The sequence below is a fragment of the Streptomyces sp. NPDC023527 genome (assembly GCF_055560115.1).
On record NZ_JBVHJJ010000002.1, the window covers coordinates 279,641 to 298,168 of the forward strand.

Here is an 18,528-nt window from a genome sequence, read left to right on the forward strand (position 1 = left end):
GAAGGGAAACCGTTGAACAGCAACAAGCACACGGAACTGGCGAACCATGCCTGGTCCGTCGCCGACCTTCTGCGCGGCGACTACAAGCAGTCCGACTACGGCAAGGTGATCCTGCCGTTCACTGTGCTGCGCCGTCTCGAATGCGTCCTTGATCCGACGCGAGAGAAGTTCGCCGAGGTATACGCGCAGTATGTGGACGAGGACGTGAAGCCGGAACGGCTGCTGCGCCGCGCCTCCGGCCACGCCTTCTACAACACCAGCACCCTCACGCTGAAGAAGATCGCGAACGATGCGAACACGGCGGCGGCCAACCTCCAGCTCTACGTCAACGCCTTCTCCGACAACGCGCGCGAGGTCCTGGAGAAGTACGAGTTCGGCCGCCAAATCAAGAAGCTCGACGAGGCGGGCCTGCTCTACCAGGTCATCGGCAAGTTCACGGACCTGGACTTGCACCCGGGGAACGTGCCCAACCACAACATGGGCTACATCTTCGAGGAGCTGATCCGCCGCTTCGCGGAGCAGTCCAACGAGACCGCCGGTGAGCACTTCACTCCGCGTGAGGTCATCAAGCTGATGGTCAACCTCCTCGTCGCGCCGGACGCCGACGCGCTCAGCGTGCCCGGTGTCGCGCGCAGTGTCATGGACCCGGCCTGCGGTACGGGCGGCATGCTCAGCGCGGCCGAGGATCACATCACGGACCTCAACCCTGACGCGACGGTCGAGGTGTACGGGCAGGAACTCAACCCCGAGTCCTGGGCGATCTGCCGTTCTGACATGCTCATCAAGGGCCAGGATCCGGAGAACATCGCGGCCGGCAATTCCTTCTCCGACGACGGCCACGCACGCAGGAAGTTCGACTACCTCCTGGCCAACCCGCCGTTCGGCGTGGAGTGGAAGAAGGTCAAGGACGAGGTCGAGTACGAGCACAAGTCGATGGGCGACGCGGGCCGCTTCAGTGCGGGTCTACCCCGCATCAATGACGGCTCGCTCCTCTTCCTCCAGCACATGATCTCCAAGATGAAGCCGGTCGACGTCAACGGGGGCGGTGGCTCCCGCATCGCGATCGTCTTCAACGGCTCGCCGCTCTTTACGGGCGCGGCCGGCTCGGGCGAGTCGGAGATCCGCCGCTGGATCCTGGAGAACGACTGGCTGGAGGCGATCGTCGCCCTCCCGGACCAACTCTTCTACAACACGGGCATCTCCACGTATTTCTGGATCCTGACGAACCGGAAGGCCCCAGACCACAAGGGCAAGGTCGTGCTGCTGGACGCCCGCGACCAATGGGTGAAGATGCGTAAGTCGCTGGGCGACAAGCGCAAGGAACTGGGCGACGGCAAGAACGGCAAGCCCAACCACATTGCCGACATCACACGCCTGTATGCGGAGGCGGTCCAGGTCGCGGCCGACCCGGAGCACGAGCTGCACGGCAAGGTGAAGGTCTTCGACAACTCGGCCTTCGGCTACCAGCGCATCACCGTGGAACGGCCGTTGAAGCTCCGCTTCGAAGTGACGGAGGAGACGCTGGCCGGGCTGGCGCCGGCGAAGCCAGTGCTTAAGCTCCCGCAGCCGGAGAAGTTCGTGGAGGCGTTCCGCCCGCTGCTCGGCTCGACATGGGCGACGAAGGCGGAGGCGTTCGTCGCCCTCAAGGACGCGGTGGTCGCGGCTGGGCTGCTGTGGCCCGGGGGCGCGCCGTTCATGAAGGCGATGCGCGAGGCGGTCGGGGTCCGTGATCCCGAGGGCGAGGTCCAGATGGTCAAGGGGCAGCCTGAGCCGGACCCGGAGTTGCGGGACTACGAGAACGTGCCGCTGGGCGAGGACGTGGAGGAGTACCTCAAGCGGGAGGTGCACCCGCATGTGCCGGACGCGTGGATCGACCATACGAAGACGAAGATCGGCTACGAGATTCCTGTTACGCGGCACTTCTACGTGTACGAGCCGCCGCGGCCATTGGCGGACATCGACGCGGAGTTGAAGGCCCTGGAGATCGAGATTCAGGGTCTGTTGGGGGAGGTGACCGAGTAATGCACACCGTTCCGCTGAAGCGGCTGGCTCGGATTCGATATGGATTGGGTCAGCCACCCCCGATCTCGGATGATGGTGTGCCGATTCTGCGGGCAACGAACATTAGTCGGGGGGAAATTAGTGCAGTCAATATGATCAGGGCGCGGCTAGCCGACTTGCCTCTCGATCGCGCTCCGCTTCTTGCCGAAGATGAGATCTTGGTTGTGCGTAGCGGGGCCTGCACTGGAGATTCGGCGCGCATTTCAAAAGAATGGGCAGGTAGTGCCCCTGGGTACGACCTCCGAGTCACTCCTGAGGCAGCTGAGGCCCGATACCTCGCCTACTCTCTACTCGGAACTGTGGCCCTTGACCAAATGACTTTGGCGAGCACGCGCGCAGCTCAGCCGCATCTGAATGCCGAAGAGCTTGGTGAAGTGCGTGTTTGGGCACCTGAGATGGAAGAACAGCGTCGTATCGCCGAATTCCTCGACTCCGAGACTGCCAAGATGGACGCAATGCTTCGTACACGGTCGAGGATGTATGAACTGCTCGACGAACGTATTGAGTGCCAGATTCGATCAGTAATCGGCCGCAGTCGCTTGGGTGACCCACTCGCTGGCACTCCTGTGCTGGCCATGCGCCGATTGCTGGAAAAGCGAATGCGCCCCGCTCTGGAATCACCTGAGGTGATCACGGCATTCCGTGACGGTCAGGTGACGGCGCGTTCGCTGCGCCGAGCCGAGGGCTACACGAATTCCGCTTCGAGCGGCCCTCAAGGTCAAGGTGTTCGAACTGGCGATGTGGTGGTGCATGGGCTTGATGGCTTCGCAGGTGCCATTGGAACATCGGAAGCCGACGGGAACTGTAGTCCTGTCTATCATGTAGTTTCTCCCAAGGGAGATGGTGATGCGCTCTACTACGGGCGCCTGCTCCGCATTCTCGCGCTCCAAGGTTACCTGACTGGATTTTCCTTCAGTACGCGCGAGCGAGCCTTTGATTTTCGAAACTGGGACATGTTCGGGCGTATCCCGATTCCTGAAGCCTCACTTTCTGAGCAACGCTATATCGGCGAGCAGATCCGGACTGTGAGACCTCTGCGTGGCAAATTCGAAGTGTTTGGAAAGCTTGTTGCCGAACGTCGCCAAGCCCTAATCACCGCCGCCGTAACCGGCCAATTCGACGTCTCCACCGCCAGCGGCCGCAACGTAACGGACGGAGTCCCGACCTCATGAGCGCCGTGCACAACGAGAAAGCCTTCGGCTCCGCCATAGTCGCCGCCCTCCTCGACCGCGGCTGGCGCGAAGCCAACCCCGAGGACTACCGGCCCGACCTTGGCCTCGACACCAACGAGCTCTTCACCTTCATCGGCCGCACCCAGCCCGACGAGTGGTACGAACTCGCGAACGTCTACGGCAGTCAGGCCGAAGCCCAGCGCGGTTTCGCACGCCGCCTCGACCAGGCCATCGCCGAGCACGGCGTGCTTCACGTCCTGCGCGAGGGCGTGAAGGACCGCGGCGTGAAGCTCCGCGTCGCCTACTTCAAGCCGAATCTCGTCGCGGACCCCGCGATCCTCGCCCCGTACCGGGCCAACCGTCTCACCGTCGTCCGCGAACTCCCGTACGCCACGAAGCAGGCCGACTGGGGGCACCGCCTCGATCTGACCCTATTCCTGAACGGAATCCCTCTCGCCACCGCTGAGCTAAAGAACCCGCTCACCGGACAGGGCGTCGAGCACGCCAAGGAGCAGTACCGCAGCGACCGCGACCCGACCGAGCTGATCTTCGCGAAGCGCGTCGTGGCGAACTTCGCCGTCGACCCGGACCTCGTCTTCGTCGCCACTCAGCTCAAGGGCAAGAACACCCGCTTCCTGCCCTTCAACACCGGCTCCGAAGGCCCGGGTCAGCCCGGCGGTGCCGGAAACCCCGCCCCCACCGCCTTCGGCACGTACGCCACCTCCTACCTGTGGGAACAGGTCTGGGAGCGGGAGAACTGGCTCGACCTCCTCGAACGCTTCGTGCACCAACAGAAGCAGAAGAAGGGCGCCGGCCGGACCACGATCTTCCCCCGCTACCACCAGTGGGACGTGGTGAAGAAGCTGACCGCCCACGCCACGCACCACGGTTCCGGGCAGAACTATCTGATCATGGCGTCCGCCGGGTCCGGCAAGTCCAACACCATTGGCTGGCTCGCCCACCGGCTCTCCGACCTGCACGCCGCCACCGACCCGCGGGCTCTCGACCAGGACGCCGTGACCGCAGGGCGCATCACACCCGGCGAGCCGGTGTTCGACAAGGTCATCGTCATCACCGACCGGCGCAACCTCGACGCCCAGCTCCGCGAGACTGTCGGCAGTTTTTCACGGACCGCCGGGCTCGTCGTGAAGATCGACGAGAAGAACGGGGCGAAGGGTGAGCAACTCGCCCGCGCGCTCTCCCGGGACACTGGGAAGATCGTCACCGTAACCCTGCACTCGTTCCCGGCGCTGCTCGACTACATCAAGCGCAACCCGACCGAGATCGCCGGCAGCCGCTTCGCGATCGTCGTCGACGAGGCGCACTCCTCGCAGTCCGGTGACGCCGCAACGGCCGTCAAGGCAGCTCTGCGCGACCTCGGTCTGGACTCCGACTCCGAGGATGCCGGCGCCACCACCGTCACGCTCACCCATCAGCTCAAGGAGAAGGCCGAGGAGCGGGCGCAGGCCGCGAACCTCTCCTACTTCGCCTTCACTGCGACCCCCAAGGCCAAGACCCTCGAACTCTTCGGCACCCTCGACGATGTCGCCGGCGAGGCCAAATACCGGCCCTTCCACACGTATTCGATGCGGCAGGCCATCGAGGAAGGCTTCATCCTCGACCCGCTGCGCAACTACGTCACGTACAACACGTACTGGAAGCTGGTGAACCAGAACCCGGACGAGAAGGAGGTCGACCCCTCCAAGGCCAACGGCCTGCTCGCCCGGTACGCGCTCACCCACGACTCGACCGTCGCGCAGCACGCCCAGGTGATCGTGGAGCACTTCGTCACGCACACCCGCGGCCGGCTCGGCGGGCGCGCCAAGTCGATGGTGGTTACCTCGTCGCGGCAGTCCGCCGTGCAGATGGCGCGTGCCATCAAGAGCTACATCAAGGACCGAGACTACGACACGAAGTACCCGGACCTCGGAGTCCTTGTCGCCTTCTCCGGCTCGCTCACCGTCGACGGTGAGGAGACCACCGAGAGCAAGGAGAACGGAGGGCTCGCCGAGAGCGCGTTGCCCGAGGCGTTCGCGTACACACACGCCGACGACAAGGCTGTGAAGGCGGGCGGTCGGGGCAAGTCCGAGTACAAGATCCTGGTCGTTGCGGAGAAGTACCAGACCGGATTCGATCAGCCGCTCCTCACGACGATGTACGTCAACAAGACACTGACCGGTATCGCCGCCGTGCAGACGCTGTCCCGGTTGAACCGGACCGCCGAGCGCAAGGCGCAGTCCGATCTCGCCGTCCTGGACTTCGTGAACGAGGCCGAGGACATCCAGGACGCCTTCCGGCCGTACTTCGAGGAGGCGATGACCCTCCCCTCCGACCCGAACCTGCTCTACACCGCGCAAGGCCGCGTCATGTCCGCGCCGGTTCTCGCCGAGCACGAGATGGACGAGTTTGCCGCCGCGTACTTCGAGGCGAAGCAGAAGGCGGGCGGCTCCCAGGCCAAGTGGGAGAAGCTGCACGCCGAGCTGTACCGGCTGCTGTCCCCGGCCGTCGAGCGGTTCACCGCCTTGATGGAGAGTGAGGACGACGAGGAGGTCGAGACCGCCGAGGACTTCCGAGCCAATCTCAACGATTACGTACGAAAGTACGGGTTCCTCGCACAGATCGTGCCCTACCAGGATGCCGAGTTGGAGCGGCTGCACCTGTACGGCCGTCATCTGCTCAACCGGCTGCCGCGGCGAGCCGACGGAGGCGTGGACATTGGTGAAGTCGACCTCAGCCATATGCGCGTGGAGAAGACCGGCGAGTACGACGTCTCACTCAGCCCTGAGGGGGCAGCGGACCTGAAGGGGTTCGGTGACGGGGCCGGAGGTGCCAAGGAGGCCGAGAAGTCGCTGCTGTCCGAGCTGATCGAGAAGTTCAACGAGAAGTTCGGCACCGAGTTCACCGAAAAAGATGTCCTACGCCCCTTCGAAGAGGCCAAGGCCGACCCGAAGGTGCGGGCCGCCGCCGTGGCCAACAACGACGTGGACAACTTCGGACTGGTTTTCGACGACGTCTTTGAGGACAAGATGGCCGACCATATCGACACCATCGCCGGGCTCGGACGCCAGTACTTCGGCGCGGACAGGGGCTTCAAGTCGACTCTGGACCGCAGCGCGCGCAGGGCGGCCTGGCGGATGATCCGGCGTGAGGAAGGGATCGACGACGAGTTCTGATGGCGTCGAGCCATGAGCACATGGGGTGGCGGTTCCGGGGAGACTCGCTCCGGTGCCGCCCCCGATCGTGGCTGGACCTGACCTGGACGAATGATCACCTCAGTTGCCACACTGAGCACGCACCTTTGCGCTGCGAGCACCGACAGATCACCAGTTGTCACAGGAAGCGAGAGCACAGTGCCGTCCGAGTCCATCTCTGACCGTTATGAACTCCTGGAGGAGCTTGACCACGGTGGAATGGGCGACGTGTGGCGCGGCTACGACACCGTCCTGGACCGACCGGTCGCGGTGAAGCTGCTCAGGCAGGCAACCCTGGCCGCTTCTCCGCATCTGGCTGAGGAGTTCGCCAAGCGCTTCCAACGTGAGGCCAGGATCACCGCACGTATCCAGCACCCTGGCGTACCTCAGGTGTACGACGCGGTGCTAGATGCTTCCTTGGAGCGGCTGTTCCTGGTGATGGAACTCGTCGACGGCGTCTCGCTGACCCGGTACGTCAACCCGTCTCATCCGCTGCCGATCGGCTGGGCGGCAGCGGTGGCGGCGCAGGTCGCGACCGTCCTGTCGCACGCTCACCAAGTGCCCGTGGTTCACAGAGACTTGAAGCCGTCCAACATCCTCGTGGCTCGCGACGGAACGGTAAAGGTCCTGGACTTCGGCATCGCTGCCATCCTCCGCACGGACGTTACGAAGCTGACTGCCACCGGGACCCCCTTTGGCACCTATCAGTACATGTCTCCCGAGCAGGTACGCAGCGGCACAATCACGCCGAGGGCCGACCTCTACGCGCTCGGATGCGTTCTGCATGAACTACTCAGCGGGCGGCTGCTGTTCACAGCTCCTGACGAGTTCGGCCTCATGTACCACCATGTCAACGAAGCCCCCACCCCGCTGAGACAGTTGCGTCCCGACGTGCCGGAGGCGCTGGAGGCATTGGTCCTGTGCTTGCTGAAGAAGGCGCCTGAGGAGCGACCCGCCGACACTCAGGAGGTCTACGAGGCGCTGCTGCCGTTCCTGCCGCAGCCCGGCGAGGAGTCGGCGGTCGGTGGTCCAAGCCCCATCGGGGTGCCAGATCCGACGGCGCTTTACCGCGAGCCCTACGCGCCCCGAGCCCGCGAACAGGTCTCTGCCGCAGACAGGCCGGCCTCTGCCGCCGCACATCCCATGCCGGTCCCCGCCCAGCTGCGCGAGGACATCAAGGCTGCCTACGACCAAGCAGATCACCTCATCCAGGATGACCGTTTCGCGCAGGCCGTCGACGTGCTTGGAGAGGCCATCGAACCGGCCGCCCGCGTGCTCGGACCTGAAAACAAGGCTGTTCTGGCCATGCGTAGACGGCGTGCTGCGATCCGCCTCTTGGGCGGTGACTACCGTGCTGCGCGTCCCGAGTTCGATACTCTCGCAGACGCGTACGCGCGAATCGCCGGGCCCGCCAGCGAGCAGGCCCGTGTGTGCCGGGCTCAGGCGGCACGGTGCCGCGCTGAACTCGGCCTGGTCACTGATGCACTGGCGCAGCTCCGTGAAGTGCTGGACGTCGTGCGTGCTGTTGACAGCGACGCGAGCGAGGAAGCTGTCGAGCTCCGGCACAACATCGGCATGTTGCTGCTGGCTCAGGGACACACAGCGGAAGCCAAGGGCGTACTCGAACCGCTCTACCAGGACATCCTCTTGGTCAGCGGGCCAGAGGACGACTTGGCAGTCGAGATCGCCGAAGCTCTTGCCGTCATCGAACTCGGCCTCGACGGCCCGGGGGCGGACGCCTGACACGAGGCATCCGGCCCCGGCGACGCCGTCATGGCCGGGGATCGTGGTCGATCAGCTTGAGCAGGCTCAGGAGCTGCTTGGTCGCGGTCAAGGATTCGGTCTTCGTCTCGGGGGCGTCCATGTCCCAGTGGGCCAGCTCGTTGCGGTAGTTCTTGACCTCGGTGACGCGGCGGACGAGGTCGTCCTGCTCGTACGGCCATCCCAACCTGGCCCAGCAGGTGTCGTCCTTGAGAACCTCCGGGTACTGGCCGAGGGTGAGGTACTTGCCCTCACTTCGAGTCTTGCGCACGCCCGACCCGGTGGGCAGCTCGTCCACGGTCAGGCTGTTGGTCAGGCGGCGCAGCCGTCGTTCTGCCTCGCCGAGCAGGATGAACGGCTCTACCCGAAGCCTGAGTTGGTCGGCCAGGTCGGATGCGGTGAGGATGCCGAGGACCAGGTTGTCGCCATCGGTGACGATGAGGAACCCGTGGCGCTGGATATCGTCAATGCGCACGAAGAGCTCTTCTTGCTCCTGCGCGGTGTGCGGGTGGGGATCCAGTGCTGCGGCGATCGTGTTGCCTCGGCGGCCCAGCTGGGCGCGGGCGATGCTTTCCCAGGTGACGACCCCGCGCAGCACGTTGTTCCGGTTCACCACCGGCAGCTGAGAGAAATCCCCCTGGACCATGCGCGTGATGGCGCGGCTGAGAGGTTCGTCGTAGCCGACTGTGACCACCTCGCGGACAAAGGGGAGGCTGCCGATGCGCCAGTGCCGGCTCAGATCCTCGCCCGCTCCGTGTGCCGTGACACGGCTGGCATCCGTTCCTGGGAGGTCTTGAGGCATTTCGTCAGTCGCGGGGGCCTCCAGGGCGGAGACGGTGACCAGGCCGTCGAGCTGGACCTCCGTGAAGTGCGGAGCGACGCGCAGACCACGAGTGGCCAGTTCCTGGTCGACGAGGTCGATGACGTCACCCGTGCGGCGTTGCCATCCCCACAGACCGATGAGGTCGCGGGCGGTCAGCTGGCGGGTGCCTTCCTCCTGGACGTCCTGCGCCAGCGCCTCAGAGTCTGCGGGTGGTTCGACGGCACCCTTGTACCCCGGATCGACGCCGGTCTGTGCGAGTGTCTCGATGCGGTGTGCCGCGTCACGGCGTCGCAGTTCGCTCACCGTCAGGAACGCGCCGATGCTGTCACGGAGGTCACCGCCAATCGCGGCGCGCTCCACCTTGGTGCGTACCCAGTCGACCTTCCGCGTGTGGCGGAAGCCAGGAGCGGCCTCGCTCCGGTACTTGTACCCTCCGGTCAAGCGCCCGATGGCGACGACGGCCAGGTATTTGCGGGGCATCACGACGAGGTCGCCAATTTCCATCGTGATGAACCGCCACAGCTGGTGCTTCCAGTTGTCCACTGTGCCAGGTGCCTCGTCGGGATAGGCCCGTGCGAGCAGGTCCCCCACGTCGGCGATCGACGCGCAGCCGCTGAGATCGCCCACCTCCTCCCAGCCGGCGATCACCACGCCCTCATCCAGTGCTTGTTCCTCGCGCTCCCCGAACTGGCCCCCACGGACCGTCCACGCTCTGGTCATGGCTCCCCACCCTCGCGTTCTTCAACAGCCGCATCCGTGTCGCGCGGCTCACCTGGAGTGGGCCCGAATGTACTTGGCGGCGCTGCTTCGCTGTGGCCTGGGGAGGGACAGACCAAGCCAAGAACGTGCCGTGTGTGTCCTCATCGGAGTGTTCAGAACAGAGCAGGTGCCACAAGGATGCTTGTTCCGTTCTCATCCGAAGTGCCATTAGGGGCGTGCTGACCAGGCACTTCCCTGTGCAGAGCCTTCCATGAGGCGGAGGACGGCAGACCCTCTTGGGACGCAGGTGGTATGGACCTGCAAAAGGCTCGTCGAGAGTAGCGAAAGCCCGCCGTGAGTGATCTCGCGACGGGCCGAAAAAATGGCGCCTGACCTGCAAAAACGTGGCGCCCCCGGCAGGACTCGAACCTGCGGCCAAGCGCTTAGAAGGCGCCTGCTCTATCCACTGAGCTACGGGGGCCGGTGTGTACGGCGGTCGCGAACGGCTGAAGCCCCGGGCTCGGTGGTGCCGTGACCTTGCCGGGGACAAGGATAGGGCTCCGCTCACCTCGTCCCGGTTGCTTCACCTCCGTGACGCGATGTGGAGGTTTGGTGAAGCGGTCCTGATAATCGCAGGCAGGTACGAATCTTGCATCGTTTTTTACGCCTCAGGTGGCGGGTGTTGTGTACTCGTTATGCCTGGGCCCCATTCGCCACGCCTCGCGCGCCATGGGTTATACGCTTCAAAATCCCACCAAAATTGGGCATTCTTCACATGTGGCGACCTTGGACGTACAGCCCCGGCTGCTCGACGCGCTGTCCGCACTGCGCGATCGTGTCGACGCCGCACGCTTCCCGCTCCCCCTCCCCGGCGCCGCCCGCGCCCGTCGAAACCGTGCCGAACTCCTGGCGCAACTCGATGACTACTTGGTGCCCCGCCTGTGCGCCCCCGAAGCGCCGCTCCTCGCGGTGGTCGGGGGATCCACCGGGGCCGGCAAGTCCACTCTGGTCAACTCCTTGGTGGGCCGACGGGTCACTGCGGCCGGGGTCCTACGGCCGACGACCCGTACGCCAGTGCTGGTGTGCCATCCGGACGACCACCACTGGTTCGCCGGTACGCGCGTGCTGCCGGAGCTCCGCAGGGTCTGGGTGCCGGCTCAGGACATCACCCTGCCCGAAGCACTTCTGACGGACGATACGAACGAGAGCGACGAGGCGGACAGCGGTGAGCTCTCCGCCCTGCGCATCGAGACCGACCGTGCTCTGCCGCGCGGTCTCGCCCTCCTCGACGCCCCGGACATCGACTCTCTCATCGCCCGCAACCGTGAACTCGCCGCCGAGCTGATCTGCGCCGCCGACATCTGGGTGCTCGTCACCACCGCCACCAGGTACGCCGATGCGGTGCCCTGGCACCTGCTGCGTACCGCCAAGGAGTACGACGTCACCCTCGTCACCGTCCTGGACCGGGTGCCCCATCAGGTCGCCGCCGAGGTGTCCAAGCAATACGGGGCGCTCCTGGCCGCCGCCGGCCTCGGAGACGTGCCGCGCTTCACCATCCCCGAGCTCCCCGAGTCCGCGGGCGGCGGAAGCGGACTGCTGCCCGCCACCGCCGTCGCGGGGCTGCGCGCCTGGCTCGACCAGCGCGCGCAGGACCCGGCGGCCCGTACCGTCGCAGCCGCCCGTACCGTCGCGGGGCTGCTGGCCTCGCTGCGGTCGCGGCTGCCCGGGCTCGCCGGAGCCGTGGCGATGCAGCACGCCGCCGCCGTACGGCTGATGCAGCGGGTCGAGGACGCGTACGGCAAGGCCGCGGAGCGCGTACGGCGCGAGGTCGCCGCGGGCGAGGTGCTGGCCGGCGACGCCCTCACCCACTGGCGCGCCCACCCCCACGACAGCACACCGGACGAACTGCTCAGCTCCCTCACCAGCTCCCTGGCCGCGCTGCTGACCTGCGCCGTCGCCGCCGCCGACGAGGACATCGCGACCGCCTGCGCCGACGACACGGCCGTCGAGAGCGTCCTCGCCCCGCGCGACCCGGACGGTGCCAAGGACCGCGTCGGCGTGGCCGTACGACGCTGGCGGCGCTGTCTGGAGGAGCTCGCGGAGGAAGAGGTACGAGCCGCCGAGCGCGGCGGGAGCGTCGACGCCGACCGGGCGGGTGCGCTGCTGGCCGTGTCCCTGCTGGGCGGCCGACGGGCCCGCGTCGCCGGTGAGAGCCTCGCCGAGATGCTGGGCGCGCACGGCATCCTCCGGCTGCGCGACCGGGGCGGGCAGCTGCTCGCCGACTGCCTGGAGAACGTACTCGACGCGGAACGCGACCGCCGCACCGCGCCTCTGGAAGCCCTCGACGTCACCCCCGACCACCAGGTCGAGCTCATCGCCGCCCTGTCCGTACTGCAGAGGGAGAGGTGACCGCAATGCCCCGATCCGACAGCCGCGACGAACGCGATGAACGCGAAGAACGCAACGGACGCGACGCGCGCGACAGGCGCGACGCACGCGACGAGCGCGATCGGCGGAACGGATCTGACGCGTCGTCCGTTCCCGACGCCCCCGGCCGCGCCTGGGACGACGGGCTGATCGCGCGCCGGGCCCAACCGCGCCCGGGCCCCGCGCACGACGCGCTACAGCAGTGTGCGCCCGCGCCCGCGCGCCCGACGATGCCCCTCTCCGAGCCCCTCACCGCCCCCCACGCCGGCAGCACGCTGCGGCCGCGCCTCGACGCCCTGCGGGAGCTGGTCGGGCTGTCACGGGCGCGCCTGGACCGGCGGACGCTCGCCGAGGCGGGGCGGATGCTGGACGAGGCCGCGGCACGGCAGCGGCTCTCGATGGACCTCACGGTCGTCGCCATCGCCGGTGCGACGGGCAGCGGAAAGTCGACGCTGTTCAACGCCCTCGCCCGCACCCAGCTCTCCGAGGCCGGGGTGCGCCGGCCGACGACGGCCGCCGCGTTGGCCTGCGCCTGGACGGACCGGGCCGACCGCGCGGACGGCCTGCTGGACCGGCTCGGCATCCCGCCCAGGGCGCGCCGCCAGCCCGTCCGGCCGTACGACCCGGGCCTGCACGGGCTCGTGCTGCTCGACCTGCCCGACCACGACTCGGCGTCGACCGGCCACCGCGAGCAGGTGGACCGGCTGCTGGGGCTGGTGGACGCGGTGATCTGGGTGGTGGACCCGGAGAAGTACGCGGACGCCGTGCTGCACGAGCGCTATCTGCGGCCGCTGGCCGGCTACGCCGAGGTGACGGTCGTCGTGCTCAACCAGGTGGACCGGCTGTCGACGGACGCCGCCGACCAGGTGCTGGACGACCTGCGGCGGCTGCTGGACGAGGACGGGCTGGCGCTCGGCGAACACGGCGAGCCGGGCGCCACGGTGCTGGCGATGTCGGCGCTGACCGGCGAGGGAGTCGGTGAACTGCGCGAGACGCTGGCGCAGTTCACCGCCGGGCGGAATGTGGCGGAACGCCGCCTGATGGCCGACGTGGACGGCGTCGCGACGAGGCTGCGGCCCGCGTACGTGGCCGACGGGCGGCCGGGGCTGACGGAACGGGCGCGGCACGAGTTCGACGACCGGCTGGCGGAGGCGGTGGGCGCCCAGGCGGCCGGTCTCGCGGCCGAACGGGCCTGGCTGCGGGACGCCGAGCGCGCCTGCGGCACGTCCTGGACGCTGGCCCGGCGCTGGCGCGAGCGCAGGCGCGTGGCCCGCTGCGGCGGCCCGCCGACCGTGACCGGCACCGTCTACATCGGCGACACCGGTGCGAGGCGCGCCATCACCAGCGCGCCGCCCTCCCGCCGTACGGTCTCCCGGCCGCTGGTGGAGCAGGCCGTACGAGCCCTCGCGTCCGAGGCGTCCGCCGGGCTGCCCGGCCCGTGGGCGCAGGCCGTGCGCGAGGCGGCGAGCCGGGGCGCGGAGGGGCTGCCGGAGGCGCTGGACGCCGTGGCCGCCGCGACCACGGCGTCGGGTGGGGCGGGAGCGACGGGACGGTTGCGCGGACAACGTACGGGCGGACCGCGTACGGGCGCGGGAGGCGCCGGCGCGGGGCGTGCAGGCGGGCCTCGCACGGGCGCGGGACGTACTGGCGGGCCGCCTACGGGCGCGGGGCATACGGGCGTGGGGCGCCCGCGCGGGCCGCGTACCGCGTCGCGGCGTGCGCGCGGTGGGGCGCCGCCACGGCCGGTGCGCCCGGGGTGGTGGGCGATGGTCGCGGTCGGCCAGTGGGCGCTCTCCGTCCTGCAACTGCTGGGCGTGGCATGGCTCGTGGGGGCGGCGGTGGGCGCGTACGAAGGCGAGTGGTGGGCGCCCGCGCTGCTGCTGACCGGCGGCGGGATGGGCGCCCCGGTGCTCGCGTGGACCTGTCGGATGCTGGCGCGGGGGCCGGCCCGGCGGTATGGGCTGGAGACCGAGCGGCGGCTGCGGAACGCGGCAGCGGGGTGCGGCCGGGAGCGGGTGCTGGAGCCGGTGGCGGCGGAGCTGCTGCGGTACCGGGAGGTACGGGCGCAGTTCGTGATCGCGGCGGGCGGTGTGGGAGGGGGCTGAGAGGGGCCAGGGGGCTCCGGGCAGTCGTGTGGGTGACGGCGTTGTCCACACGCGCGCGCTCCTCCACAGGCTCCAGCGAACTTTCGCGATCGCGTGCAGCATGAGGTGACAGCACGCCGGGGACGGACGCGGCGGCACTTTCAGACCGGCCGGCGCAGGCCGGCGGGGAAGCGGGGGAGGCGGTCCGGATGAACGAGACGCTGGTGACGGTCGTGGGAAACGTCGCGACACAACCCGACTTCAAGGAGTCGGCGAACGGCGCGGCCATCTCGCGGTTCCGGCTCGCGGCGACGGTGCGCCGCTGGGACCGCGGCAAGGAGGAGTGGGCGGACGCGTACACGAGCTTCTACACCGTGTGGGCGTGGCGGACGCTGGCCGCCAATGTCGTGGCCTCGGTGTCGATCGGTGAACCACTCATCGTGCAGGGGAAGTTGCGCATCCAGGACGCGGAGCGCGAGGGGAGACGGTGGCTGTCGGCGCACATCGACGCCGTGTCGATCGGCCATGACCTGACGCGCGGCACCTCGGCGTTCCGCAGGGTGTCACCGGCGAGACCGTTGCCGGTCGAGCCGGTGCGGATGGTGGGGGCGGCCGCGGTGGCGGTCGGGGCGAGTCCTGTGTGAAATGCGGTGTTTGCCCCGCCGATTTATCGATAATGCCAGGTCAGGCGGCCTTCCCCCGGTAACGATTCCGATTCGGATCGGTTGAGCGGAGCTCTGGGTGGGGATGATGTCGCGCTCGCTCTTTAAGATCACGTTCGCAGCACGTGGCAACGGGGGCTTCTGAGTGTTGAGTTCGCTGGCGATGCGCATCGATCTGGATCTGCGTTCGCCCGGAAGGAAATCGATGATTTCTGTCAAGGGGTGGGGAGCTGCCCGCCTTGCCGCGGTGGTCCTGGTCTCGGGACTGACCGCCGTAGGCACGATAGCCGCGGTGGGCCCCGCCGTCGCGGACGGCGCGCCGCAGAATCCGGGTGGAGTCAGCGCCACGCTCGGCAGGATCACGGCCGGCTCGGGAGCCGTGGTGCACGACCGCCGCAAGACGGGGGACGTCCCGGCCGGTCTGTTCGAGATGAAGGTCGACGGGGGCGGCTCGCTCCAGACGTACTGCCTCGACATCCTCACCAACACCGTGGACGGCGCGCGGTACAAGGAGGCGGGCTGGGCCGAGTCGTCCCTGCACGCCAACAAGAACGCCGGGAAGATCCGCTGGATCCTCCAGCACTCCTACCCCCAGGTGAACGACCTCGCCGCCCTCGCCAAGGACGCCGGTACGGGCCCGCTCGACGCGAACACCGCCGCCGCGGGCACCCAGGTCGCCATCTGGCGCTACTCCGACGGTGTCCAGGTCGACGCCAAGGACGCCGCCGCCGAGAAGCTCGCCGACCACCTCTTCAAGAGCGCCCGCGACGCCGAGGAGCCCGAGGCGTCGCTGACGCTGACCCCGGCGGCGGTCTCCGGCAGGTCCGGGCAGAAGCTCGGCCCCGTCACCGTCCACACCAACGCGAGCAGCGTCACCGTCACACCCGCCGGGGACGCCGCCGCCAAGGGCGTCAGGATCGTCGACAAGGCGGGCAAGCCGGTGACCTCCATCGGCAACGGCGGCGAGCTCTGGTTCGACGTACGCGCCGGGGCGCACGACGGGTCGCTGTCGCTGCGCGCCACGGCCGCCACGAAGGTCCCGGTCGGCCGGGTCTTCATCGGCGACCACACCACGACGCAGACGCAGATCCTGGCCGGTTCCAGCGAGAGCACCGTCGCCGCGACCGCCACCGCGAACTGGGCGGAGAAGGGCGCCATGCCCGCGCTGTCCGCCAAGAAGGACTGCGCCAAGGGCGGTGTGGAGGTCACCGCCGACAACAAGGGCGACGCCCCCTTCACCTTCGAGCTCGACGGCGCGAAGCACACCGTGCCGGCCGGCCGGAAGGAGACGACCCTGGTGAAGGTGGCCGAGGACCAGGCGTACAAGTTCACGATCAAGGGGCCGAACGGCTTCTCCCGGACCTTCGCCGGGATCATGGACTGCGCGACCGCGGAGACCGGAGCGGCGGCCACCACCGGCGGTGCCGGGACGGCCGGCACCAAGGCCACGCTCGCCTCCCGGATGAGCCCGGCGTCCACCGGCGGCACCGGAAAGGGCACGGTCAGCGCCTCCGTCGACGGCGACCTCGCCTCGACCGGCGCCAGCAAAACCACGCCGACCATCACCGGCATAGCGATCGCCCTGATCGTCGTCGGCAGCGGCGCGGTCTACCTCCTCCGCCGCGAGAAGACGGCCCCCACGGCCCCCGGGGAGTGACCGCGCCGGGACGCTCCGTCGGCCCCTCCGGGTCCCCGGCCGATCCCGCGCGCGGGATCAGCCGCCCGGAGGCGTCCGCCCCGGCGCCCACCCGGCCCGGCGTCGGCTCCGTCCCGGCGTCCACCCCGGACCGGTGCCCTCCCGGCCGGGTCCGCCGGGCCCACGGGTGACGGTTCCCGCCCCGGGAGGCATCAGCCGCCCCAGGAGCGTGATCGCTGGACAACCCGTTTCCGTCAAGGGGTACCGGTGCGGCAAGATGGGGTGTATCTGCCCTCACGCGGCGGAGCCGCACATTGGCCCTTCTCGATTGCCGGACGGTTTCTCTTGGCTGAGTACATCTACACCATGCGCAAGACGCGCAAGGCGCACGGCGACAAGGTCATCCTCGATGACGTGACGCTGAGCTTCCTGCCCGGTGCGAAGATCGGTGTGGTCGGCCCCAACGGTGCCGGTAAGTCCACCGTCCTCAAGATCATGGCCGGTCTGGAGCAGCCGTCGAACGGTGACGCGTTCCTGTCCCCCGGCTACACCGTCGGCATCCTGATGCAGGAGCCCAAGCTCGACGAGAGCAAGACGGTCCTGGAGAACGTCGAGGACGGCGTCGCGGAGATCAAGGGGAAGCTCAACCGCTTCAACGAGATCGCCGAGCTGATGGCGACCGACTACTCGGACGCGCTGCTCGACGAGATGGGCAAGCTCCAGGAGGACCTGGACCACGCCAACGCCTGGGACCTCGACGCCCAGCTCGAGCAGGCCATGGACGCCCTGGGCTGCCCGCCCGGCGACTGGCCGGTCGTCAACCTCTCCGGTGGCGAGAAGCGCCGTGTCGCGCTCTGCAAGCTCCTGCTCGAGGCTCCCGACCTGCTGCTCCTCGACGAGCCCACCAACCACCTCGACGCCGAGTCGGTGAACTGGCTGGAGCAGCACCTCTCGAAGTACGCGGGCGCCGTTGTCGCCGTCACCCACGACCGCTACTTCCTCAACAACGTCGCCGAGTGGATCCTGGAGCTCGACCGCGGCCGGGCGCTCCCCTACGAGGGCAACTACTCGACCTACCTCGAGAAGAAGGCCACCCGCCTCAAGGTGGAGGGCCAGAAGGACGCGAAGCGCGCCAAGCGGCTCAAGGAGGAGCTGGAGTGGGTCCGCTCCAATGCCAAGGGCCGTCAGACCAAGTCCAAGGCCCGTCTCGCTCGCTATGAGGAGATGGCGGCCGAGGCCGACAAGATGCGGAAGCTGGACTTCGAGGAGATCCAGATCCCGCCGGGCCCGCGCCTGGGCTCCGTCGTCGTCGAGGTCAACAACCTCTCCAAGGGCTTCGGCGACAAGATGCTCGTCGACGACCTCTCCTTCACGCTCCCGCGTAACGGCATCGTCGGCATCATCGGCCCGAACGGCGCCGGCAAGACGACGCTGTTCAAGATGATCCAGGGCCTGGAGACCCCGGACTCCGGCTCGATCAAGATCGGCGAGACCGTCAAGATCTCCTACGTCGACCAGAGCCGCGCCAACATCGACCCCAAGAAGACGCTGTGGGCCGTCGTCTCCGACGAGCTGGACTACATCAACGTCGGCCAGGTCGAGATGCCGTCCCGCGCGTATGTCAGCGCCTTCGGTTTCAAGGGCCCGGACCAGCAGAAGCCCGCCGGCGTCCTCTCCGGTGGTGAGCGCAACCGCCTGAACCTGGCGCTCACGCTCAAGGTGGGCGGCAACCTGCTGCTCCTCGACGAGCCGACGAACGACCTCGACGTCGAGACCCTCTCCTCGCTCGAGAACGCGCTGCTGGAGTTCCCCGGTGCGGCCGTGGTCATCTCCCACGACCGCTGGTTCCTCGACCGGGTCGCGACGCACATCCTCGCCTACGAGGGCGACTCCAAGTGGTACTGGTTCGAGGGCAACTTCGAGTCGTACGAGAAGAACAAGATCGAGCGCCTCGGCGCGGACGCCACCCGTCCGCACCGTGCCACCTACAAGAAGCTCACCCGAGGCTGACC

The 18,528-nt window shown here is 68.0% G+C and carries 10 protein-coding genes and 1 tRNA gene; 9 read left to right on the top strand and 2 right to left on the bottom strand.

Annotation, left to right across the window (positions count from 1 at the left end):
* The first annotated feature begins 12 nt into the window (after nucleotides 1-12).
* The 4 genes from ACZ303_RS04785 to ACZ303_RS04800 all read left to right on the top strand — a co-directional run bounded on the left by ACZ303_RS04785 (nucleotide 13) and on the right by ACZ303_RS04800 (nucleotide 8,167).
* Nucleotides 13-2,022 (top strand): type I restriction-modification system subunit M, encoded by a 2,010-nt coding sequence (locus ACZ303_RS04785; protein ID WP_467335058.1) that lies wholly within the window; start codon nucleotides 13-15, stop codon nucleotides 2,020-2,022.
* A 131-nt stretch (nucleotides 2,023-2,153) separates the two neighbouring features.
* Complete coding sequence (locus tag ACZ303_RS04790; protein WP_467335793.1) at nucleotides 2,154-3,233, top strand: restriction endonuclease subunit S; 1,080 nt, start codon at nucleotides 2,154-2,156, stop codon at nucleotides 3,231-3,233.
* On the top strand, nucleotides 3,230-6,406 hold the full coding sequence (locus ACZ303_RS04795) for a type I restriction endonuclease subunit R (protein WP_467335059.1): 3,177 nt from the start codon (nucleotides 3,230-3,232) through the stop codon (nucleotides 6,404-6,406). Before ACZ303_RS04790 ends, ACZ303_RS04795 begins: the two co-directional genes overlap by 4 nt.
* Nucleotides 6,407-6,583: 177 nt before the next feature.
* A complete protein-coding gene (locus ACZ303_RS04800) occupies nucleotides 6,584-8,167 on the top strand; it encodes a serine/threonine-protein kinase (RefSeq protein WP_467335061.1) in 1,584 nt (527 codons plus the stop codon).
* Nucleotides 8,168-8,195: 28 nt separating this feature from the next.
* Here the strand turns inward: ACZ303_RS04800 and ACZ303_RS04805 are convergent, their stop codons facing one another.
* Together ACZ303_RS04805 and ACZ303_RS04810 are read right to left on the bottom strand one after the other, a co-directional pair.
* The gene (locus tag ACZ303_RS04805; protein ID WP_467335062.1) at nucleotides 8,196-9,728 is read right to left on the bottom strand and encodes a CBS domain-containing protein; all 1,533 of its coding nucleotides are present in this window, start codon (nucleotides 9,726-9,728) and stop codon (nucleotides 8,196-8,198) included.
* A gap of 384 nt (nucleotides 9,729-10,112) precedes the next feature.
* Nucleotides 10,113-10,188 (bottom strand) — tRNA-Arg (locus tag ACZ303_RS04810).
* Between the two features lie 305 nt (nucleotides 10,189-10,493).
* Here ACZ303_RS04810 and ACZ303_RS04815 point away from each other — a divergent pair.
* The 5 genes from ACZ303_RS04815 to ettA all read left to right on the top strand — a co-directional run bounded on the left by ACZ303_RS04815 (nucleotide 10,494) and on the right by ettA (nucleotide 18,526).
* Entirely contained in the window at nucleotides 10,494-12,116 is a 1,623-nt protein-coding gene (locus tag ACZ303_RS04815; RefSeq protein ID WP_467335795.1) for a dynamin family protein, read from the top strand.
* 5 nt (nucleotides 12,117-12,121) lie between these two features.
* Nucleotides 12,122-14,239, top strand: coding sequence for a GTPase (locus ACZ303_RS04820; RefSeq protein WP_467335064.1), 2,118 nt, complete (start codon nucleotides 12,122-12,124; stop codon nucleotides 14,237-14,239).
* A gap of 188 nt (nucleotides 14,240-14,427) precedes the next feature.
* Nucleotides 14,428-14,862 carry a single-stranded DNA-binding protein gene (locus ACZ303_RS04825; RefSeq protein WP_467335066.1) on the top strand — a complete coding sequence of 145 codons (435 nt, stop codon included), beginning with the start codon at nucleotides 14,428-14,430 and terminating at the stop codon, nucleotides 14,860-14,862.
* A 223-nt stretch (nucleotides 14,863-15,085) separates the two neighbouring features.
* The gene (locus ACZ303_RS04830) at nucleotides 15,086-16,537 is read left to right on the top strand and encodes a Cys-Gln thioester bond-forming surface protein (RefSeq protein WP_467335068.1); all 1,452 of its coding nucleotides are present in this window, start codon (nucleotides 15,086-15,088) and stop codon (nucleotides 16,535-16,537) included.
* A gap of 324 nt (nucleotides 16,538-16,861) precedes the next feature.
* On the top strand, nucleotides 16,862-18,526 hold the full coding sequence (gene ettA, locus ACZ303_RS04835; RefSeq protein WP_467335069.1) for an energy-dependent translational throttle protein EttA: 1,665 nt from the start codon (nucleotides 16,862-16,864) through the stop codon (nucleotides 18,524-18,526).
* The last annotated feature ends 2 nt before the right edge of the window (nucleotides 18,527-18,528 follow it).

What these genes read in the sequence shown, in the direction of transcription:
- ACZ303_RS04805 (WP_467335062.1), bottom strand. Translation starts at nt 9,728, where the DNA reads ATGACCAGAGCGTGGACGGTCCGTGGGGGCCAGTTCGGGGAGCGCGAG.
- ACZ303_RS04820 (WP_467335064.1), top strand. Translation starts at nt 12,122, where the DNA reads ATGCCCCGATCCGACAGCCGCGACGAACGCGATGAACGCGAAGAACGC.
- ACZ303_RS04795 (WP_467335059.1), top strand. Translation starts at nt 3,230, where the DNA reads ATGAGCGCCGTGCACAACGAGAAAGCCTTCGGCTCCGCCATAGTCGCC.
- ACZ303_RS04830 (WP_467335068.1), top strand. Translation starts at nt 15,086, where the DNA reads ATGATTTCTGTCAAGGGGTGGGGAGCTGCCCGCCTTGCCGCGGTGGTC.
- ACZ303_RS04825 (WP_467335066.1), top strand. Translation starts at nt 14,428, where the DNA reads ATGAACGAGACGCTGGTGACGGTCGTGGGAAACGTCGCGACACAACCC.
- ACZ303_RS04790 (WP_467335793.1), top strand. Translation starts at nt 2,154, where the DNA reads ATGATCAGGGCGCGGCTAGCCGACTTGCCTCTCGATCGCGCTCCGCTT.